Below are 20,156 nucleotides of genomic sequence, written 5' to 3' on the forward strand. Positions count from 1 at the left end.
GTGCGCGGGCGCGGTGCGGGCCGCCTTTTCAGGTGGGCCGGGCGGGGCGCGGCCGAACGGGGGTTCCTCCCACCGGGCCACCCGTCACAGGGCCGCCCGTGCTGCGCAGGCCACCCCTCACAGGGCCCGGGCCGCCTCCAACACAGGGGTGAGGGAGGGCACCGTCAGCTCGCAGCCCGCCTCGCGCAGCCGTTGCTCGATCGTGGGGTTGCGGGCCAGGCCCACGAACCGCAGGCCCACCTGCTGGGCGGCGGTCAGCTCGGCGACCGTGGAGCCGATCAGCACGGCGGTGCGGGCGGCCCCGCCCCCCGGCGGCAGCGCCCGCCGCAGACAGTCGGGGTGCGGCATCAGCCGGGTCAGGTCGGCGGCGCGGCCGTGCACCCCGGCCCGCAGCGGCATCAGGATCCCCTCCAGATACCGGTGGACGGCCGGTGCGCAGACGTCCGTGACGACACCGACCCGCCGTCCCGAGTGGTGCAGGGCGCGGACCAGCGCGGCGGAGCGGTGCGTGACCGGCGCGTCCGGTACGGCGAGCAGCTCCAGCTCGTCCAGCCGGTCCCGCAGCAGCGGGCCGAGCCGGTCGTGCGCGAAGGCCCGCAGCACGTCCAGCGGATGCACGAACAGCTCCCGCGCCGCACGCCGGTCGCCCGCCGCACGCCCGGCCAGGGCGTCCTCGGGGTTGCGGTGCTCGACCACGAGCGCCATCAGGTCCCGGGCCGCGTCCCGGGCGGCCGCCGCCGGGAACAGCCTGGTCAACGGCCCGTCGAAGCCGAGCAGTACGGTCTCGGCGTCGGCCAGCAGCTCCGACAGCGGGACGGCGGCGGGGCCGGGCCCCGGCCCGGGGACCTCGGGCGGCGGGGCGTGTTCCGGGGCGAGGGTGGCCGTGCAGATCACCTCGACGCCCGGCACCGGCCAGCGGCCGAGCTGGGAGTTCAGGGCCCGTTGCGCACCGGCGGGACGGCGCGGGGAGTGGTGCCGGGTGATCCGCGGACCGGACGCCGCCAGATGGTCCAGCAGCCGCGCCCGTACGTCGGTGACCTCGGCCCGTACGAACGCCACCGGGTCGGTGACCCGCCAGGTCAGCGCCACGGCCGCGGTGAACGTGCCCTTGCCCGAACTGGGCAGCGGCAGATGGTGCAGCGTGTGCCGGGGGGTGAGGTCGACCTCGTAGTAGCTGGCGGGGCGGCGCGGGCCCCCGCCGTACGGCGCCGCCGGGTCGAGGAGCGCCGGCGGGACACCCGGCCGGGTGTGCACGACCGCCGTCCGGCCGGGCGCGGGGACGCCGAGCTGCCGCAGATCACGGGTGATGAGCGGGCCCCGGACCAGGTCACGGGGCTCCTCGGCCGGGGGCAGCGGGCAGTACCAGGCGACGGGCGGGGCGTCCGGGCCGTCGCCGTACACGGGATGGAAGCGGTGCGGCCCGGCGGCGGCGGAACTCCCGGCGAACTCCTCGAAGAGGGCGGGCGGGACGGTGAGGACGACGGGGGCGGGGTGGTCCGGCGGGGCGGCGCCGGTCGTCTCCCCGTCCCGGAACGTCACCCGCAGCCGAGGGGGGTCGGCCAGCTCGGCGAGCGGGCCGGGCAGCCAGCGCAGGGCCGCCGCGAGGAGCGGGAGGAGGTAGGCGTCGGGCGCGAACTCGACGGCGTACCCGTCCGGGCGGACCCGCATCTCGTACTGCTGCGCCGTCAGGGCACCCCGGGTGAGCACCTCGTGCACGGCGTATTCGAGGGTGATCCGGGACTCGGGGCGGGCGGTGAGGCCGTCGGTGGTCTCGATGAGGAGGGTGGGGGCCGCCGCGGGCGGGTGGTCGGCGGCGTGCCGCGCCTGGAGCCGGTCCCGGAGGTCCCGCAGCCGGGTGCGGGTCGCCTCGGCGGCGGGTCCGGGGACGCCGTCCAGGGGGTCGCCGTGGAAGAGGGCGAGGGCGTCGGCGGGGTCGGCCTCCTCGCAGGTGACGGCGTCGACGTCGATGCCGGGGGCGTGCAGGGCGTGGCCGTCGGACGGGGAGGCCAGGGTGCCGGGGCCGAGCAGCTCGGCCAGCTCCCTTGCCAGCAGGTCGACGCGGGCGGAGGACCCGGCCCCCGGCTTCTCCCAGAGGCCGTTGGCCAGTTGGGCGTAGGACATACGGCGGCCGGGGCGCTGGACCAGCATGCACAGCAGCGCCTGGGCCTCCGGGGAGGGGAGGGGCAGGGGCTGGTCGTCGCGTGTGATGCGCAGGGGGCCGAGCATGCGGATCACCAGGGGGCCGTGGTCGAGGCCCGTCAGCTCCGAGGTGCGTACGTCGCCGCGGTGGACCAGGGCACGCCGGGTCTCCGCGGGGACCCCGGGCAGGGTCCCGGCCAGCCGGTTCAGCAGACGGCGCAGGGCGTCCCGGTCGGCCTCGGGGGTCAGGTGCTCGGGCTTCTCGCCCAGGGCGAACCGGCTGAGGACGACGGTGCCGTCCGGGCGCAGCAGCAGGCCGTCACGGTCCTCCTGGCCGCGCACCAGCCCGTGCCGGTGCAGGGCGCGCAACCCGGCGTCGACACCGTCGGCCAGCCGGACGAACACCCCCACGGACACGCCCGGCCCGCTCCCGCCGAGCAGTTCGGTCAGGGTCACCCCGTGCACGAACTCCGCCACCAGGTAAGGGGTTTCGTTCTCGACGCCGTGGTCCAGGATCCGCACCACGTGCGGATCGTCGATGCCGGCCAGGGTCTCCGCCTCGCGCAGGAAACGCTCCTGCGGTGCCGGTTGGGCCGGGTACCGGTGGACGACCACTTGCTGACCGGTACGCACGTCCACCGCCCACCACATCCGCTGCCCCGGCCCCCGCCGCCCCAGCAGCCGGTACCGTCCCGCCACCAGCCCCGCGTCCGGTGCCGGTGTGCCGCCCAGGCGGCGGACCGTCTCCTCGCTCACCGTCGCGAACGCCGGGCCGGAGTGCGCGGTGCCCGTGCCGCCGCCGGGGGTCGCGCGGAACTCGCCCGCCGTCAGACCCGCGCGGGCGTCGATCAAGTGGCCCATGCGGTCAAGGAGTTCACGGGTGCGGCCGCGTGCCGTGCGGGGCAGGGTGCGCAGCAGGAGGTCGCGGACGCCGGGGCGGAAGTCGTAGGAGCCGGGCGGGCCCGGGACCGCCGTGAGCATGCCGCTCAGGATGACCTCGGCGAGATGCTGCGGACGCGGATCGCGTTCCACGGCCCGCTGCACGAGCCGCATCACCGGCACCGACGGCACGGCCAGCGCCAGATGCCCGGCGAGCCGGAACGCCTCCGGGGACGCCGTCGCCCGGAACCGCAGGACGAGGTCCTGGGCCGGCGGTACGACGGACGCCTCGGGCGGCACCGGCGCGGGCGTCACCGGCAGCCAGGCCGCCGCGCCCGGCACCTGACCGCCGCCCGGACTCGCCACCAGGGACGCCCAGTTGGCGAGCCACGGCGCCCCCGGCTCCAGGACGGGCAGCGGGACCGCGCCCCGGGGCGGCGGTGCCGTGTCGGTGTCGTAGGGGGTGAACGCCAGGGCGGACAGCGGGGCCGCCGCGCCGGGGGACAGCAGCAGGCCCGGTTCCGCGGGCAACGCCGTGGTGTCCCACAGATGTTCGGGCAGCGGCTGGACGACGGCCAGCGGCATCCGGGACGCCCAGTGCCGCAGGGTGCGGTACCAGCGGGCGCCCGCCGGGCCCGCGTGCCACTGCGGGCCCGTGCAGTCGCTGACGACGAGGGTGACGGTACGGCCGTCTCCCGGGTCGGGGACGTGCCGGGCGAGGCCGTCGGGGGTCGCGGTGTGCAGGGTGACCGTGCGGAAGACGCCCGACTGGGCCAGCACGGTGTGCAGTTCGCGCACCAGGGGCCGCCAGACCGGCATGGTCGGGCCGGTGTCGTGCACCAGGCTGAGCCGCAGCCAGCGGTCCCGGGCGGGGCGGAACACCGGTAGCCAGACGTCCGGGTGGGCGTCGAGGCGGGCGATGCGGTCGGCGGTGGCCCGGTCGTCCAGCAGCCGGGTGCGCGGCGCGGGCACCGTGCGCTTGAGGGGGCGCAGGGCCCGCTGGAGGGCGAGCGGGCGGGGGAGCATCGGGGGTGCGGGCGCGAGGAGGGGGGAGGGGGAGCCCTGGTCGCCGCCCGTCCCCTGCGCCGTTCCGGGATGTCCGGTGGGCGGGGTGGGGAGGTGGAGGGGGACGCGGTCGCCGGGGGTGGGGTCGGCGGCGGGGTCGGCGGGCGTCGGCGTCGGGTTCCGGGGTGCCGGGGGCGGGGTCGGGGCAGGGGCCGCCGGTAATGCCTCCGCCGTCGCCGCCGCACGGGTCTGCGGAGGGACCGCCGCCCCGGTGTCCAACCGCCCCGCCAGCCACAGCAGTTCGGCCAGTTCGCGGGCCGTCGGCGCGGTGTCCGTCGCGGCGGTCAGGAGTGCCGTCAGCCGTTCGAGGGCGGCGCTGTCGCCGTCCCGTCTCCCCTCCGTCGTCATCAGAAGCCGTCGCCGTCCGCCGTCGCGCTGAGGTACGGCATGAGCTGCTCGGCCAGCGCGTCGCGCGAGTCCGCGTCGAGGCCGGCCACACCGGTGAGGTAGAGGGCGTTGAGGAGCTGGTCGGTGGCGAGTTCGCCGTCGGCGGCACGGGCCAGGAAGCGGTTGATCAGGTGCTCCGCCTCGCCCGCCGGGGTGTCGAGGTGGGCGCGCACGATGTCGGTGAGCTGCTCGCGGTCCGGGCGGCGCAGCTTCAGCCGGACGCAGCGGCGCAGGAAGGCGGGCGGGAACTCGCGCTCGCCGTTGCTGGTGAGGACGACGAACGGGAAGGCGCGGCAGCGGACCCGGCCCCGGGTGACGGTGACCGGGGCGTCGGTGCCGTCGGCGAGCACCTCGGCGGTGGTGCCGTCGGCCGAGTGGCGGGCGGCGCGCATCAGTTCGGGGATCTCGTACTGGCCCTCCTCCAGCACGTTCAGCAGGTCGTTGGGCAGGTCGAGGTCGCTCTTGTCGATCTCGTCGACGAGGAGGACGCGCGGGCGTTCGTAGGGGAGCAGGGCGGTGCCGAGCGGGCCGAGGTGCAGATGGTCCTCGACGCCGTCGCCGCCCCGTACGCCCGCGCCGCCCCTGCCCGCGCCCGTGCCGGGGGCCGCCGCGCCGGTCCGGGCGCTCTGCCGGGCCGCGTAGAGCCGGGACAGCGGGTCGTACTGGTAGAGCCCGTCGGCCAGGGCGGAGCGGCTGGTGATGTTCCAGCGCAGGACCGGGCCGAGCCGCAGCTCGCGGGCGACCGCGTAGGCGAGGGAGGACTTGCCGGTGCCGGGCGGGCCGGTGACCAGCAGCGGGCGGCGCAGCACCAGCGCCGCGTTGACCAACTGCACGCTCTCCGGGGTCGCCACATAGGTCCGGGCGCGGTGGACGCGGTCGGGGGAGACGGCGGCCTCGTCGTCGGTGTCCCCGGGCGGCGGCAGCACGGGCTCGCCGTCGAACGCCCGCCAGGGCGGCGGCGGGGGCAGTCGGTCGATGCCGTCGTGGGGCTCGCTGTCGCTGTTGCCGGTGTAGACGGACCAGTCGGGCATGGTTCTCCGGGGTCGGGGGCGGTCGTGTGCGGGGCGGAGCGGGCGGATCAGGTCACCGGCGAGCGGGGCAGGGCGCCGTCGCGGCCGTGGGGGTCGGTGAAGACGCGCGGGTCGTCCCACAGGAGCTGGATGTCCCGCGCCCAGTGGCCCTCCTCCGCGTCGGCCTCCTCGCGCAACGCCAGGACGGCGCGCGGGAGTTCGGCGGGCGGGACACCGGACACGCAGGCGTCCAGCTCGTCCAGGAACGACTTGCCCGCACAGCCGTCCCCGCCCGCGCACGCCTCCTCGGCACCGGCGGCGCAGCCGCCCCGGGACCAGACGACCAGCGGCGCGGGCGCGGTGAGCGTGGTGTCGAAGTGCGGCCGGGTGCGCGGCGCGGCCGGGGCGGTGGCGAACCCCGCGAGACACGCCTCGGCCCGCCGCAGCCGCATCCGCAGCCGGGGCGGTTCCTCGGCGCTGCCGCACTCGACGCGCAGGATCCGGGCGCCCGGCACCGCGTCCAGTTGCCGCCAGGCGCGGGTCAGTTGATGCCGTGCACCGGCCCGGCGCCGCGCCTGGTCGGTGACGACGAGCGGGTAGACCGAGCCGAGCGGTGTGTCATCGTCGGGCGCGCTGGCCCAGCGGTCGACGGGCAGGTCGATCCAGTCGCGGGGCAGCGCGAAGGCGATCAACTCGTCGGATCCCGGCGTCAGATAGCGGAAGGCGGCCTCGATCCGGTCCTGGACGTAGGCGCGCAGCCGGGAGCGGGGCACGGTGTCGGAGCCGACCGGATGGCGGCGGCCGCCGCTGTACGCCGACACCTCGACGCGGACCTGTTCGTCGCCCGCGCCGCTGTGCTGGAGGTCGACGAGGATCGGCGACCAGTCCGGTGCCCCCGCGGGCTCCTCGGCCGGGCCCGGCCCCTCGGCGGCCGCCCGGACCAGCTCCTCCAGCCGGTCCGCGAACCTCGCGACGGTGGCCGCCGCGTCCGCCCCGTCGATCTCGCAGAGCACGAACAGCGCCGCCGACCACAGCGAGTCGAAGCCCTCCTCGGGCGCGGGCGGGTCCAGCGGCGCGGCGGCGGCGCCGTAGAGCCGTACGGGGTCGCAGTCCAGGCCGGCGCGGACCGCGCGTTCGACCAGGCCGCGCAGCCGGGCGCGGTCGGCCGAGCGGTGGTCGGAGGTGGGTACCAGGCCCTCCAGACCGGGCCAGTGCCGGGCCATGACCTCGGTCGGCATCATCCGCCCGTCGGCCACCCCGGGGTCACCGGCCGCCGCCGTCACCATGCCGACCACCTCGCCGGTGTCGACCAGGGTCACGGCGGCGCCGCTGAACCCCGGCGCGAGGGTGCGGCCGCCGGGCTGCCACGCCTCCAACTGGATCCACTCGCGGTTGAGCAACTGCGTGGCGGTGATGCGGTATTCGGCGAGCGTGCCCTCGTCGAAGCCGACCGGGAAGCCGTACACCAGGAGTTTGCGGGGCCGGTCGTGCCGGTCGGTGTGCGCCGCGTCGACGGGCGCGAGCGCGGCCGGGGCGATCGGCAGGTCGTGGTCCAGCTCCAGGACGGCGAGGTCGCCCGGGTCGGTGACCCCGCCGCGCCAGCCGCCGTCGGCGACCACCCGGGCGGGCACGGCGGCGCAGTCCGGGCGCTCGGGGAAGGTGACCGTCAGCGCGCCGGGCGGGCCCTCGCTCACCACATGGGCGCAGGTCAGCACCTTGCGCGGGGTCACCAGGAAGCCGGCTCCGACGACCCGTCCCGCGGACTCGATCCGGGCGTGCCACTCGGCGCTCCTCATGACGCGACGACGGCGTCCGGCCCCTGATCGGCGGGTGGCGCGGCCGGGCCGCCGGGCGGCGACCAGGTCAGCCGTACGACGAGGTGCCCCTCGGCCGTTCCCTTGGCGATGACCGCGCCCGTCTCCGCCGTGAGCTTCACCCCGAACTCGATCTCCACGCCGTCGGGCCGCAGCGAGCCGTCGCGGAACACCCGCAGCGCGGACTCGGCGGCCGTGCGCACACCTTCGAGGGCGCCCTCGAAGGTGCGGGTCGCCCGGACCGTGCCGTCGCGGGAGACCAGCCGGGAGCCGGGACGGCCCTCCGGGGCCGCCTCCACGGACACCACGGCCCCGCTGTCGGTCGTGAACTCCACCAGTCCTTCCACCGTTCCCCCGTCGTCCTCTCCGTGCGGTGCCGCGACTCACCGTGCACCGGTCCTGCGGCTCTGTGCATCCCCATTGTTACGGGGTCCGCCCGTCCCGTGTCCTGATCAGCCCCAGTTCGGCCACGTCCTGTGGCCGGATCCGCAGTTGACCGGCGGTCTCCGGCACCCGCGCCGGGGGGCGTTTGAGGATGGCGGTGGCGAGTTCGGGGGCGATGACGGAGAAGTAGCTGTCCGGCACCGCCCAGGTGCGGCCGGGCGCGGCGAGCGCCAGTGCGCCCCCGGAGCCGCCCTCGCCGATCACCAGGGTGGTCAGCGGGGTCCGGGCGGTGGCGACCGCGCCGAACAGCTCCGCGATGGCCGCGCCCGCCCCCTGCCGTTCGGCCGCCGCGTCGTTGGCGGCGCCCGGGGTGTCCACCAGGGTCAGCACCGGGATGCCCAGCCGGTCCGCGAGCCGGATCAGCCGGGTGGCCGTGCGGTATCCGGCGGGCCGGGTCGCGGCCCCGGTCTGCGCGGCGAACGCGACGGTACGGCCCCGGTGTTCGCCGAATCCGCACAGCATCCCGTCGGGGTCGGTGCCCCCGCACCGGTCCCCGGAGATCGCCAGCCGGTACGTGAAGTAGGCGTCCAGATACCGCGCGGCCCGCGGCCGGTCGGCCGCCCGAGCCCGCCGCACGGCGTCCCAGCCGGAGGCGGGGAGGCCCGCGACCGTCCCCAACGCCTCGGGAACGGGCGCGGGTTCGGGCGACGACGCGTCCGTCCCGCCCGTGAGCAGGCGCAGCCACCCGCCGAGCGTGCGGCGCAGCTCCCCCGGCGGTACGACCGCGTCCGCCGAGCCCGCCGCGACCTGGGCCTCGGCGGTGTACGCGGCCGGGTCGGCGTCCGGTGGGCGGACCCGGGAGCCGGCGAAGCCGACCTGGGCGCCGGGGAGGGCGAGGACGATGTCGGCGCCGGCGCCGAGGGTGGCCCAGCCGCCGCCGGTCGTCGGGTCCCGCAGGACCGCGATCTGGGGCAGCCCCGCCTCCCGGGTGAGCGCCGACTGCCGGGCCACCCGCTGGAGTTGGGTGAGCGCGACCATGCCCTCCTGCATCCGGCTGCCGCCCGTCGCCACCAACGGAACGACCGGCAGCCGGTGTTCACGGGCGTGCGTGAAGGCCGCCTCCAGCCGGTCGCCGGTACGCTCGCCCAGCGAGCCGCCGAGATAGCCGAACTCGAAGGCGATCAGGACGGCCCGGGTGCCCTCGACGGCCGCGGTGCCGCAGACCACGGACTCCGACTCGCCGGTGCGCTCGGCGGCACGGGCGCGGGAGGCGTCGTAACCGGGCCAGCGGAGGGGGCCGTCGGAGGCGGAGTCCCTGTGCGGATACGGGAGTTCGGTGAACGTGCCGGTGTCGGCGACCAGGGTCAGGATCTCGCGGGCGCTCGCGCGGCCGGTCATGAGGGCAGCGCCCGCTTCATGATCTTCCCCATGTCGTTGCGGGGCAGCGCGTCGAGATGGCGGACCACACGGGGGCGCTTGTGCGGGGCGAGCCGTCGGGCGACATGGTCCGCCAACTCGGCCGTACCGGGCGGTGCTTGCGGATCCACCGGTACCACCCACGCCACGATCCGCTCCCCGAGGTCGTCGTCGGGCTCCCCGGTGACGGCGGCCTCGCGCACCCCCGGATGCTCCAGCAGGGCGTTCTCGATCTCCCCGGCCCCGATCTTGTAACCGCCGCTCTTGATGAGGTCGGTGGCCTTGCGGCCGACGATCCGCACCTGGCCGTCCGGGTCGCGCACCGCCACGTCCCCGGTGCGGAACCAGCCGTCGGCGGTGAACGCGGCGGCGGTCGCGTCGGGCCGGTTGAGGTACTCGGTGAACAGGTTCGGGCCGCGCACCTGGATCTCCCCGACGCTCTCCCCGTCGAGCGCGGTGACGAGCGAGCCGTCCTCCTCCACCAGCCGCAGCTCCACACCCGGCAGCGGCACGCCGACCGTGCCCGGACGGGCCTCGCCGTCGGCGCGCGCGGCGGTGTTCATCAGGGTCTCCGTCATGCCGTACCGCTCGATCACCCGCCGCCCCGTGGCCGCCGCGATCCGCTCGTGGTCGTGGACGGGCAGCGCGGCCGAGCCGGACACCAGCAGCCGCGCCCCGGCGAGCGCCTTCACCAGTTCCGGTTCCTCCGGGAGCGCCTCGGCGATCCGGTGGTACATCGTCGGCACCCCGAACAGCATGGTCGCGCCCGAGTTCAGCTCGCGGGCGACGCCCTCGGTGGAGAACCGCCCGAGGTGCCGTGCCGACCCGCCCCGGCGCAGCGGGCCGAGGATACCCAGCACCAGCCCGTGCACATGGAACAGGGGCAGCCCGTGCACGAGGACGTCGTCGCCGGTCCACCGCCAGGCGTCGGCGAGCGCGTCCAGGGTGGTGGCGACGGCCCGGCGCGGGATGACGGCGCCCTTGGGCGGGCCCGTGGTGCCGGAGGTGTAGACGACGAGGGCGGGGGCCTCGTCGTCCACGGGAGCCGGGCCGGGTGCCCCGGATCCGCGCCCATCAGCATCGACGTCGATCCGCTCCAACCCGCCCAGCGCCTCCGGCAGTTCGTCCCCCGGCGCCGCCAGCACCAGCGCCGGGGCACTGTCGGACAGGATGTGCGCGAGTTCCTTCTCGCCCGACTTCGGGTTGAGCGGTACGGCCGCCGCCCCCGCGTGCAGGGCGCCCACCACCGCGACGGCGGTCTCCAGCGAGGGCGTCGCCCACACCGCGACCCGCCCCGCTCCCCGGTCCCGCAGCCGCGCCCCGAGGGCCCCGGCCGCCGCCGCGAGCCGGGCGTACGTCACGGAACGCGGGCCGAACCGCAGCGCGACCCGGTCGGACGGATCATCGGCCAGGGCCGGGAAGAGAGAGGACACGTGGGTACTCCTGAGAGTCGGTCGACGGCGACGTGGGCCTTCCTACCCTGCCTCCTCCCCGCTCACCGCCTCGACCACGTCCGCCACGACACAGCTCACATTGTCCGGACCGCCGGCCTCGTTCGCCGCGTCGATCAGGGCGGTGACCGCGGTGGCGGGGTCGGGGGCGGCGGCGAGCAGGGCGCGGAGGGTGTCCTCGGGGAGGGTCTGCGACAGCCCGTCGGAGCAGAGCAGATAGCGGTCGCCGAGCCTGGCCTCGTGCAGCCGCAGATCGTAGGACCTGCCCGCGCCGCCCGCGCTGCCCGCGCCGCCCGTGCCCGCCTCCGGGGCCCCGGTGAGCGCCTTGAGCAGCAGGGTCCGCTGCGGATGGGTCTCGGCCTCCTCCGGGGTCAGCCGCCCCTCGTCGACGAGCGACTGGACGAGCGTGTGGTCGTGGGTGACCCGGAACAGCGCGCCGTCGCGCAGCAGGTACGCCCGGGTGTCGCCGATGTGCACGAGCGCGAGCTGCGATCCGGTCCACAGCAGGGCGGTGAGCGTGGTGCCGACCTCGTCGGAGCCGTCCGCGACGTCCCGTACGGCGTCCGTCGCCGCGCGGACCGCGTCCTCCAGCAGGTTGAGCACGCCGCCGGCCGGGGGCGCCTCGGTGTCGAGGAACCGCAGGGCCTCGACGGCGGCGCTGCTCGCGGGCCCGCCCGCCGGGCCGAACCCGTCGGCGACGGCGAGCAGCCGGCCGCCCGCGTAGGCGGTGTCCTGGTTGACGGGCCGGACCCGGCCCCGGTCGGAGTGGGCGCTGTGGCGGAGTGTGAGCATGGTGGTGGGTTCCCTTTCCGTGGTGCCGGACAGTTGGTCGACCAGGAACAGGGCCAGATCCCGCCGGGCCGCCGTCTCCGCCTCCACCCGTGCCCAGTAGGCGCGGATCTCGCGGGCGGCGTCGGCCGGGTCGGTGAGCGCGCAGACCTCACGGATGCGGGCCAGGGGCATCCCGAGCCGCCGCAGCCACGCCACCAGCCGAGCCTGTTCGAGCTGCTCGACCGCGTAGTGGCGGTAGCCGGTGTCCGGGTCCACCCGGGCGGGGCGCAGCAGGTCCAGTTCGTCGTAGAGGCGCAGGGCCTTCGGGGACAGCCGGGCGGCGCGGGCGAAGGCGCCGATCGTGAGCATCCGCATGGGTACCCCGTTCCTTTCTCGTTTCCGGGACCGATGCTGCGGCTTCACCGAAGGGGAAGGTCAAGCGACCGGAGCGGGGGCCGGTGCCGGGGCCGCGACCGGGGTGGGCCGGGGCCGGTAGTGGCGCCCCTTGTTAGCCTGCCGGTGATCGGACAGTCGTACGAACTGGAGCCCGCCGTGCCCCGCATCGCTCTCGTCACCTGCCGGCCGGGACCCGAGGTGGCCGCCGACCGCGATCTGCCGGTGCTGGAGGCGGCGCTGCGTGCGGCGGGGGCGGACGCGCGGGCCGTGGCGTGGGACGAGCCGGGCACCGACTGGGCCGCCTTCGATCTCGCGGTGATCCGTTCGACCTGGGACTACAGTTGGCGGGCCGCCGAGTTCCTGGCCTGGGCGCGGGAGACCGCCGCGGTGACCCGGCTGGCCAATCCGGCCGAGGTGGTGGCGTGGAACGCCGACAAGCGGTACCTCGGCGAGCTGGCGGCGGCCGGGGTGCCGACCGTGCCGACGGCCTATCTGGCGCCGGGGGAGGCCGTGGCGCTGCCCGAGGGCCGGGAGTTCGTGGTCAAGCCGACGTCCGGCGCGGGCGCGCGCTTCGCCGCTCGCTACACGCCGGACGAGCACGGCACCGCCGTACGGCAGCTCGCGCGCATGCACGCGGAGGGCTTCACGGCGATGGTGCAGCCCTATGTGAAGGGCATCGACAGCGGCGGGGAGCGGGCGCTCCAGTTCTTCGGGGGCCGGCTTCTGCACGCCAGCCGCAAGGGGCCGGTGCTCGCCCCCGGCACGCCGTACGACGCGCGCAAGGTGGCCCACCCGGACCTCACCCGCCATCGCCCGACGGCCGATGAACTGGACGTCGCGGAGGGGGCGTTGGCGACCGCCCTCGCCGCCGTCCCGGTCGCCGCGCAGGAGTTGCTGTACGCGCGCGTGGACCTGGTGGACGACGAGGACGGCCGCCCGCAGGTGATGGAACTGGAACTGGTCGAACCGAACCTGTTCCTGTTCCTTCACCCGGAGTCGGTGGCCGGGGTGGTCGAGGGGATCCTCGCCACCGCCTGAGCTGGAGTCAGTACCCCCCGCCGTACGGCCCGTGCCCGTGCCCGTGCCCGTGCCCGTACGGCGATTCGTCCCGCGACCCGTCGTTCACCGAGACCCGCTGGAGCAGGCCCCAGGTGAACTCGGCCGTCGCCTCCCGCTGTTCGCCGTTGCCGTCCGGGGCGGTGAAGGCGAGGCCCCAGCGGGTGGGGGCGGTGCCCTCCAGGGGGCGGGCGGGGGCGAAGGCGCGGGCGACCTCGTCCACCGTGCAGGACCAGGGGGTGAGGTCGTCGAGGGTGTGCAGGTCGGGGGCCTTGGCGCCGGGGGCGCGCACCAGCCACTCGTTGGCCACGGACCGGTTGCCGGTGACCAGCACCTCGAAGCGCAGGTCGGGCCAGAGCGGGAGCGGCCAGAGCCACGCCTCGCAGTCGAGGTCGCCGATCCGGCGGGGGGTGCGGGACTCGGGTTCGCCGAGGACCGAGTGGTAGCGGGGCAGGGCGCCCCGGGCGTGCGGTGAGTGGATCATGGCCTGCCAGCGCTTGCTGGCCTCGCGTGCCTGTGCGAGGGTGACGCCGAGTCGATGACGTGCGTCCTCGACCAGGTCGTGGTTGTGATCGGCCATCCGGCGCAGCATGACCAGTTGGAAGTCGAGCGCCGTGAACGAGCCGGTGAGGCGTTTCTGGGTCGGCATGCGTCCCATCCTGGCGTACCGCGCGTTTCCCGACCATTGCCCGGTGCGGGCCGATGTGACTAGCCTGTGTTCGTCATGCCGATCGCCTGTTGATATTTCGAACACAGGCCGACGAACAGGGAGGGGGCCGGTCGTGGGACGTCTTGTGCCAGCCGTGACCCGGGCTCTCGACATTCTCGAGCTCTTCCTCGACGGGGACGGGACGCTCTCCGCCCCCGACATAGTGCGCCGACTGCAACTTCCGCGCACCACCGTGCACGAGCTGGTCACCACGCTCGCCGCCCGCTCCTACATCGTCCCGCTGCCCGGGCAGCCCGGACGCTACCGTCTCGGCGTCCGCCCGTACCAGCTCGGCAGCCGGTACGCGGAGCAGCTCGACCTCGCCGCCGAGGGTCAGCATGTCGCCCGCAGTGTCGCCGAGACGTGTGACGAGACGGTCCACGTGGCGATCCTGGAGGGCACCGACGTCATCTACATCGCCAAGGTCGACTCCACGCACGCGGTGCGGATGGTGTCGGCCGCCGGGCGCCGGCTGCCGGCCCACTGCACCTCCGTCGGCAAGATGCTGCTCGCCTCCCTCCCCGAGCCGGAGCTGGCCGCGCGCATCCCCGACGACGCCGAGCTGGTCCGGATGACGCCGAACAGCATCACCGAACCGGCCGTGCTGCGCGAGGCGTTGGCGGAGATCCGGGAGCGCGGGATCGCCGTCGAGAGCCGGGAGTCCAACCCGGACGTGAGCTGTGTCGCCGCGCCGGTCCGGGACCGCACCGGGCAGGTCGTGGCCGCGCTGTCCATCTCGGTGCCCATGATCCGCTGGAGCGAGGCGCGCCGGGCCGAGCTGGAGCAGCTCGCGGCCAAGGGCGCGGCGGAGCTGTCCGAGCTGCTGGGGCACCGGAGCGTGGCGTGACGACGACGTCCTTCGAGGTGGCGGTCCGGGCCGAGGCGACGCTCGGCGAGGGGCCGACCTGGGACGCGGCGGCCGGGCGGCTGCTGTGGATCGACATCCTCGGCTCCCGTGTGCACGGCTACGACCCGGCGACCGGGCGGCGCACGGTCCGGGTGACCGGCCAGCACGTGGGCGCGGTCAAGCCCCGCGCGGGCGGCGGCCTGGTGCTGAACCTGCGGGACGGCGTGGGGCTCCTCGACCCGGACGACACCTTCCGCTGGCTGCACCGCGAGCCGGTCCCGGGGCGCCGCGCGAACGACGCCGCCGTGGCCCCCGACGGCACGCTGTGGGCCGGCACCATGCGCTACGACGAGGCCCCCGGGGGCGGCACGCTGACCCGCTACGGCGCGGACGGCCCCGTCGAGACCGTCCTCGACGACGTGACGGTCAGCAACGGCACGGGCTGGAGCCCGGACGGCACGCGCATGTACTACATCGACTCGCCCACCCGCCGCGTCGACGTGTTCGACGTCGACCCCGCGGACGGCCGGGTGTCGCACCGCCGCCCCTTCGCCGAGATCGAGGAGGGCGCGGGCTTCCCCGACGGCCTCACGGTCGACGCGGACGGCTGCGTCTGGGTCGCCCTCTGGGACGGCGCGGCGATCCGCCGCCACACCCCGGACGGCACGCTCGACCGCACGATCCCCCTGCCCACCCCCCGCATCACGGCCTGCACCTTCGGCGGCCCCACCCTGACCGACCTGTACGTCACGACAGCCCGAGTGGGCCTCGACTCCCCCCACCCCCTGGCGGGTTCCCTCCTGGTGATCCCGAACGCGGGCCGGGGCCTGCCTCAAGCACCCTTCGCAGGCTGACGGCCCACCCGGCCCGGTGGGCCGTTCAAGTGGCCGGTGCCGACGCTCAGGTGGCGACGCGTGCGTCCTCGTCCGGCGCCGCCGCCACCCGGGCCTGGACCCTACGGACGTCCTCGCCGCGCCGCAGTTCCCGGGAGACCGCCCCGATCTCCCGCAGCAGGTTCGTGGTGTCCGGGTCGGTGCTGCGGCGGGGGGTGCCGCGGGTGTCCACGGCGGCCAGGATGGTCACCGCCGCGGCCAGGGCCTTCGCCCGGGGGGCCGGGAAGCCGAGGCCGACGGCCGCCTCGTAGGAGCGTCGGCGCAGGTCCTCGTCGATGAAGCGGGCCAGGGACAGCAGGGTGTCCCGGATGAACGTCTCCCGCCGGATCAGCCGGAGTTCGGCGCTGGCGCGCAGCACGAACGGCACGCCGCGCCCGCTGACCGACCGCATCAGCAGATACAGCGGCCGCAGCTCGTACAGCGCCAGCCGGACCCGGCAGCGGTCGTGCAGATACTGGCCGGCGTGCGGCAGGATGAAGCCCACCGCCACCAGGATCGCCGCCAGACAGGCCAGCGGCGGCGCGACGGCCGTGCTCAGCCAGTCGAGGTCCCGGTCGTTCCAGCGGGCCACCAGCGCCGTCAGCTTGGCCGCGTCGAAGGCCAACTGGAGCGCGTAGCCCACCCCGAGGAACTTCAGCCCCCAGCGCAGCCAGGCGTCGAGCCCGTCGGTGCGGATCCAGTTCCAGATCAGGTAGTTGGTGATCAGGCTGGAGTTGGTGTGCGCGAGCAGATACAGCAGGATCAGCTCGCGCATGTACGGCGTGTTGGCGTAGTACGTGTCGATGTCCCGCAGCCGCTCCACGGGCACGTCCGCGAGGGCGAACAGCACCCACAGCGCCGCGATCACCCCGGAGTACCCGATGATCACCCAGCGCATCGCGCGCCGGGTGCGGGCCGAGCGGTCGGACAGACCGTTGCGCCAGGTGATGATCAGCAGCAGACAGGCCCCGCCGAACGCGGTCAGCAGCGAATACACCCACGGCGCCGAGATGTTGGGCACCCCGGTGAGCCGGTTGACCCCGGCGATCGTCGACGGCGCCACGAACACGAACACCGCCAGCGCGAGCAGCAGCAGGCCGCCCACCGCCCGCAGCATCGGGTCCTTCCACAGCCGGATGATGCTCGGCAGCTTGATGGCCAGCGCGGCGGCCAGGATCCCGGCGGGGATCCACCAGAACGACGGATAGAACTCGTTGACGAACCCCGCCGGGCTCAGCGCGAGTCCCGTCATCGCCGCGCCCCGCCCCCGCGTCCCCGGTACCCCAGGGACCGCTGCACGGGCGCCAGCGGCTCGTCCGCGCCCGCACCCGGAAGACGGCCGCCGGGACCGCCCGCCGCGCCGGTCAGCAGCGGCCGGAACGCGGCCGCCAGCCGGTGCCCGAACTCGTCGGCCTCCGCCTCGTCCCGCTCCCGGGAGCCGTCACGCGCGGCCACCGCGAGGGCCGCCTGCGGCCAGCCCGGCCGGTCGGACAGCGCGTCGGCGGCCGCCGAGCCCACCGAGTGGTGATGGGCGTGCCCGGCGTGCAGATGCCACAACTCATGTCCCAGTATGACCAGTTGCTGCACGGCCTCGGCCCGCTCCTCCACGATCACCAGATCGAAGTCATGGAACTCCAGCCACAGCCCGGTGACCTCGATCTCGTCGGGGAACCGCTCGAAACGCAGTTCCACCCGACGCCCGCCGCGCCGCGCGCTCATCTCGTCGCACAGTGCCACGCACAACTCCCTTACCCCGGTGGGCGGGTGAGGCCGTGCGCGCAGGGCCGTGATCAGCTCCGAGGCGAGGTCGCGCATGCCGGAGACGGCACGACGGCGGAGCAGGGCCGAGGCGACCCGGGCCGCCTTCCTCCGCGCGCCCGCGATGTCCATCGCACCCCCTCACCTTCCCGCGTCGCTGCGAGCTGCCGTTCGAGACTACGCGGGCGGACGTGTCCGCGTCACGCGAAGCCCGGACCCCGAGGGCCCGTCGCCCTCTTGACGCGCGCCACGACGGATCCTACGGTCACGTTCGAAGTCGCGAGCGCCATCCGAAATACCGAACAGCGAACACCGAGCAACGAGCAACGAACACCGGGAACCAGGCAGATGCGGGAGACGCCCATGCGAACCGCCCGGCTCACCCTCGACCCCGCCTTCACCGTCGGCCGGGTCAGCCCCCGTCTCTACGGCTCCTTCGTCGAGCACCTCGGCCGCTGCGTCCACACCGGCATCCATGAACCCGGCCACCCCGCCGCGGACGCCGACGGCCTGCGCACCGACGTCCTCGACCTGGTCCGCGAACTCGGTGTCACCACGATCCGCTACCCGGGCGGCAACTTCGTCTCCGGTTACCGGTGGGAGGACTCCGTCGGCCCCAAGGACGAGCGCCCCCGCCGCCTCGACCTCGCCTGGCACTCGACGGAGACCAACCGCTTCGGCCTCTCCGAGTACATCGCCTTCCTGCGCAAGCTCGGCCCGGCGGCCGAACCCATGCTCGCCGTCAACCTCGGCACCCGAGGCGTCGCCGAGGCCCTCGCCCTCCAGGAGTACGCCAACCACCCCGCCGGCACCGCCCTGTCCGACCTGCGGATCGCGCACGGCGACAAGGAACCCTTCGGGATCGGACTCTGGTGCCTGGGCAACGAGATGGACGGCCCCTGGCAGACCGGCCACAAGACCGCCGCCGAGTACGGCCGCCTCGCCGCCGAGACGGCCCGCGCGATGCGCCAGATGGACCCGTCCGTCGAACTCGTCGCCTGCGGCAGCTCCAACCAGGCCATGCCGACCTTCGCCGCCTGGGAGGCCACGGTCCTCGCCGAGACCTACGACCTCGTCGACCACGTCTCCCTGCACGCCTACTACGAGCCGCACGACGGCGACCTCGACTCCTTCCTCGCCTCGGCCGTCGACATGGAGTCCTTCATCGAGAACGTCGTCGCCACCTGCGACCACGTGGGCGCCCGCCTCAAGTCGAAGAAGCGGATCAGCCTCTCCTTCGACGAGTGGAACGTCTGGTACATGTCCCGCCGGCAGCAGCAGGAACGCGCCGCCGACCCCGCCGACTGGCCGGAGGCCCCGCGCCTCCTGGAGGACAACTACAGCGTCCTGGACGCCGTCGTGTTCGGCTCGCTCCTCATCGCCCTGCTGCGCCACGCCGACCGCGTCACGGTCGCCTGCCTCGCCCAGCTCGTCAACGTCATCGCGCCGATCATGACCGAGCCCGGCGGCCCGGCCTGGCGGCAGACCACGTTCCACCCCTTCGCCCAGGCGTCCCGGTACGGCCGCGGCGAGGTCCTCGACGTCCGGGTGGACTCCCCGACGTACACGACCGCGAAGTACGGCGAGACGGACCTCCTGCACGCCACCGCCGTCCGCGCCGACGACGGCTCGGTCACCGTCTTCGCCGTGAACCGCGACCGCACCGCACCGCTGCCGCTGGAGGTGACCCTGAACGGCCTCGGCCCGACCGAGGTGGTCGAGCACAGCGCCCTCGCCGACGCCGACCCGGACGCCCGCAACACGCTCGCCGAGCCCGACCGGGTCGTCCCGCACCGGGTGACCGGCACCACCCTGGCCGGCGGACGGCTCACCGCGACCCTCGAACCCCTCTCCTGGAACGTCATCCGGCTGGCCCGACCCGCGACCTGACCCGCCCCTGACCCACAATGGGCGCATGAGGATCTCGGCACGGGCGGACTACGCGGTACGGGCGGTACTGGAGCTTGCCGTACGGCACTCCGACGACGCCCCGGTCAAGGCGGAGACGATCGCCGCCGCGCAGGACATCCCGCACAAGTTCCTGGAGGGCATCCTCGGCGACCTCCGGCGCGGCGGGGTCGTCGAGAGCCGGCGCGGCGGAGGCGGCGGCTACCGCCTCGCCCGCGACGCCGCCTCCATCACCGTCGCGGACGTGATCAGAGCGGTGGACGGCCCCATCGTCTCCGTCCGCGGCGAACGCCCCACCGGCCTGACCTACACCGGCTCCGCACAGCCCCTCCTCCCCCTGTGGATCGCGCTGCGCGCCAACGTCCGCCGGATCCTGGAGGGCGTCACCATCGCCGACATAGCGGCCGACGCGCTGCCCGCCCATGTGACCGCGCTCGCGGCGGAACCGGCCGCCTGGGAGAACCCGTGAGGTTGCACGCGTGACGCTGTGAACGGGCCGGGGTGAATGGCCGGGGATCGTCCTGCCCCGGCAACAGGCCGGTTCCTACGATGCGTTCGCCAAGGTTCTTCACAGCAACTTCACAGTTGGGAGAGACCCCCCATGGCAAGTGGCCTGCTCCTCGGCGGCGCCGTCGTCGCACTCGTCACCGCCGCGCTTCCGGCGAACAGCTCGCCGGTGTTCAGCGACCCGCCCCCGGACAAGATCGTCATCGACGTCGCCACGGTGAACGGCTCCGGCTGTCGCCCCGGTACGGCCGCCGTGGCCGTGTCGGAGGACAACACCGCCTTCACCGTGACCTACAGCGAGTACCTGGCCCAGGTCGGCGGCAACTCCGACCCCACGGCCTTCAGAAAGAACTGCCAGCTCAGCCTGGTCGTGCACGTCCCGTCGGGCTTCACGTACGCCATCGCCCAGGCGGACTACCGGGGCTTCGCCTCGCTCCAGGCCGGCTCCAGCGCGGTGCAGCGGGCCTCGTACTACTTCCAGGGCTCGTCGCAGACGGTGTTCAAGAACCACAACTTCACCGGCGCGTACAACGACAACTGGCAGGCGACGGACACCACGGACTGGGCGAACCTCGTCTACGCGCCGTGCGGTGTGCAGCGCAACTTCAACATCAACACCGAGATCCGGGTGAACGCGGGCACGTCGTCGCCGAGCAAGGTCAGCTTCATGACGATGGACTCGACCGACGGCGACATCAGCACGGTGTACCACATGGCGTGGAAGGAGTGCCCGCGCAAGTGAACGGCGGGGCCGTCCGTCTCCCGGCGGGGCGACGGACGGCCCGTA

General features: G+C 74.8%; 16 protein-coding genes. 6 read left to right on the plus strand and 10 right to left on the minus strand.

Annotated elements, in window-relative coordinates; genetic code table 11:
• Positions 1-117: 117 nt before the first annotated feature.
• The 7 genes from G6W55_RS19525 to G6W55_RS19555 all read right to left on the minus strand — a co-directional run bounded on the left by G6W55_RS19525 (position 118) and on the right by G6W55_RS19555 (position 11,691).
• A complete protein-coding gene (locus G6W55_RS19525) occupies positions 118-4,431 on the minus strand; it encodes an SAV_2336 N-terminal domain-related protein (RefSeq protein ID WP_175522134.1) in 4,314 nt (1,437 codons plus the stop codon).
• Positions 4,431-5,501 (minus strand): MoxR family ATPase, encoded by a 1,071-nt coding sequence (locus G6W55_RS19530; RefSeq protein ID WP_175522135.1) that lies wholly within the window; start codon positions 5,499-5,501, stop codon positions 4,431-4,433. Before G6W55_RS19530 ends, G6W55_RS19525 begins: the two co-directional genes overlap by 1 nt.
• Before the next feature lie 47 nt (positions 5,502-5,548).
• Positions 5,549-7,276 carry a trypsin-like peptidase domain-containing protein gene (locus tag G6W55_RS19535; protein WP_175522136.1) on the minus strand — a complete coding sequence of 576 codons (1,728 nt, stop codon included), beginning with the start codon at positions 7,274-7,276 and terminating at the stop codon, positions 5,549-5,551.
• Entirely contained in the window at positions 7,273-7,641 is a 369-nt protein-coding gene (locus G6W55_RS19540) for a CU044_2847 family protein (RefSeq protein ID WP_175522137.1), read from the minus strand. Before G6W55_RS19540 ends, G6W55_RS19535 begins: the two co-directional genes overlap by 4 nt.
• Before the next feature lie 76 nt (positions 7,642-7,717).
• Positions 7,718-9,076, minus strand: coding sequence for a carboxyl transferase domain-containing protein (locus G6W55_RS19545; protein ID WP_175522138.1), 1,359 nt, complete (start codon positions 9,074-9,076; stop codon positions 7,718-7,720).
• Positions 9,073-10,527 (minus strand): acyl-CoA synthetase, encoded by a 1,455-nt coding sequence (locus tag G6W55_RS19550; RefSeq protein WP_175522139.1) that lies wholly within the window; start codon positions 10,525-10,527, stop codon positions 9,073-9,075. Before G6W55_RS19550 ends, G6W55_RS19545 begins: the two co-directional genes overlap by 4 nt.
• Before the next feature lie 42 nt (positions 10,528-10,569).
• Complete coding sequence (locus tag G6W55_RS19555) at positions 10,570-11,691, minus strand: MerR family transcriptional regulator (RefSeq protein ID WP_175522140.1); 1,122 nt, start codon at positions 11,689-11,691, stop codon at positions 10,570-10,572.
• 177 nt (positions 11,692-11,868) lie between these two features.
• Here G6W55_RS19555 and G6W55_RS19560 point away from each other — a divergent pair, with 177 nt between their 5' ends.
• Entirely contained in the window at positions 11,869-12,750 is an 882-nt protein-coding gene (locus tag G6W55_RS19560; RefSeq protein WP_175522224.1) for a RimK family alpha-L-glutamate ligase, read from the plus strand.
• A 7-nt stretch (positions 12,751-12,757) separates the two neighbouring features.
• Here the strand turns inward: G6W55_RS19560 and G6W55_RS19565 are convergent, their stop codons facing one another.
• On the minus strand, positions 12,758-13,417 hold the full coding sequence (locus G6W55_RS19565; protein WP_254876342.1) for a hypothetical protein: 660 nt from the start codon (positions 13,415-13,417) through the stop codon (positions 12,758-12,760).
• 133 nt (positions 13,418-13,550) lie between these two features.
• Here G6W55_RS19565 and G6W55_RS19570 point away from each other — a divergent pair, with 133 nt between their 5' ends.
• Both G6W55_RS19570 and G6W55_RS19575 read left to right on the plus strand, forming a co-directional pair.
• The gene (locus G6W55_RS19570; protein WP_175522141.1) at positions 13,551-14,324 is read left to right on the plus strand and encodes an IclR family transcriptional regulator; all 774 of its coding nucleotides are present in this window, start codon (positions 13,551-13,553) and stop codon (positions 14,322-14,324) included.
• Complete coding sequence (locus G6W55_RS19575) at positions 14,321-15,178, plus strand: SMP-30/gluconolactonase/LRE family protein (RefSeq protein WP_175522142.1); 858 nt, start codon at positions 14,321-14,323, stop codon at positions 15,176-15,178. Before G6W55_RS19570 ends, G6W55_RS19575 begins: the two co-directional genes overlap by 4 nt.
• Positions 15,179-15,224: 46 nt before the next feature.
• Here G6W55_RS19575 and G6W55_RS19580 read toward each other — a convergent pair whose 3' ends face one another.
• Entirely contained in the window at positions 15,225-16,448 is a 1,224-nt protein-coding gene (locus tag G6W55_RS19580) for a DUF6545 domain-containing protein (RefSeq protein ID WP_175522143.1), read from the minus strand.
• Entirely contained in the window at positions 16,445-17,086 is a 642-nt protein-coding gene (locus G6W55_RS19585) for a toxin-antitoxin system, toxin component family protein (RefSeq protein ID WP_175522144.1), read from the minus strand. The genes G6W55_RS19580 and G6W55_RS19585 overlap by 4 nt, the downstream gene beginning before the upstream one ends.
• Before the next feature lie 231 nt (positions 17,087-17,317).
• Between G6W55_RS19585 and G6W55_RS19590 the strand changes: the two genes are divergently transcribed.
• The 3 genes from G6W55_RS19590 (at position 17,318) to G6W55_RS19600 (ending at position 20,111) form a co-directional block, all read left to right on the plus strand.
• Entirely contained in the window at positions 17,318-18,844 is a 1,527-nt protein-coding gene (locus tag G6W55_RS19590) for an alpha-N-arabinofuranosidase (protein ID WP_175522145.1), read from the plus strand.
• Positions 18,845-18,869: 25 nt separating this feature from the next.
• Complete coding sequence (locus tag G6W55_RS19595) at positions 18,870-19,331, plus strand: Rrf2 family transcriptional regulator (RefSeq protein WP_030796162.1); 462 nt, start codon at positions 18,870-18,872, stop codon at positions 19,329-19,331.
• 132 nt (positions 19,332-19,463) lie between these two features.
• Complete coding sequence (locus G6W55_RS19600; RefSeq protein ID WP_030796160.1) at positions 19,464-20,111, plus strand: DUF4360 domain-containing protein; 648 nt, start codon at positions 19,464-19,466, stop codon at positions 20,109-20,111.
• Positions 20,112-20,156: the final 45 nt, after the last annotated feature.

Source organism: Streptomyces sp. CAI-85 (assembly GCF_013363615.1).
Taxonomy (GTDB): Bacteria; Actinomycetota; Actinomycetes; order Streptomycetales; family Streptomycetaceae; genus Streptomyces; species Streptomyces antibioticus_B.

What these genes read in the sequence shown, in the direction of transcription:
- G6W55_RS19590 (WP_175522145.1), top strand. Translation starts at nt 17,318, where the DNA reads ATGCGAACCGCCCGGCTCACCCTCGACCCCGCCTTCACCGTCGGCCGG.
- G6W55_RS19535 (WP_175522136.1), bottom strand. Translation starts at nt 7,276, where the DNA reads ATGAGGAGCGCCGAGTGGCACGCCCGGATCGAGTCCGCGGGACGGGTC.
- G6W55_RS19580 (WP_175522143.1), bottom strand. Translation starts at nt 16,448, where the DNA reads ATGACGGGACTCGCGCTGAGCCCGGCGGGGTTCGTCAACGAGTTCTAT.
- G6W55_RS19530 (WP_175522135.1), bottom strand. Translation starts at nt 5,501, where the DNA reads ATGCCCGACTGGTCCGTCTACACCGGCAACAGCGACAGCGAGCCCCAC.
- G6W55_RS19525 (WP_175522134.1), bottom strand. Translation starts at nt 4,431, where the DNA reads ATGACGACGGAGGGGAGACGGGACGGCGACAGCGCCGCCCTCGAACGG.
- G6W55_RS19565 (WP_254876342.1), bottom strand. Translation starts at nt 13,417, where the DNA reads ATGCCGACCCAGAAACGCCTCACCGGCTCGTTCACGGCGCTCGACTTC.
- G6W55_RS19595 (WP_030796162.1), top strand. Translation starts at nt 18,870, where the DNA reads ATGAGGATCTCGGCACGGGCGGACTACGCGGTACGGGCGGTACTGGAG.
- G6W55_RS19545 (WP_175522138.1), bottom strand. Translation starts at nt 9,076, where the DNA reads ATGACCGGCCGCGCGAGCGCCCGCGAGATCCTGACCCTGGTCGCCGAC.
- G6W55_RS19600 (WP_030796160.1), top strand. Translation starts at nt 19,464, where the DNA reads ATGGCAAGTGGCCTGCTCCTCGGCGGCGCCGTCGTCGCACTCGTCACC.
- G6W55_RS19585 (WP_175522144.1), bottom strand. Translation starts at nt 17,086, where the DNA reads ATGGACATCGCGGGCGCGCGGAGGAAGGCGGCCCGGGTCGCCTCGGCC.
- G6W55_RS19555 (WP_175522140.1), bottom strand. Translation starts at nt 11,691, where the DNA reads ATGCGGATGCTCACGATCGGCGCCTTCGCCCGCGCCGCCCGGCTGTCC.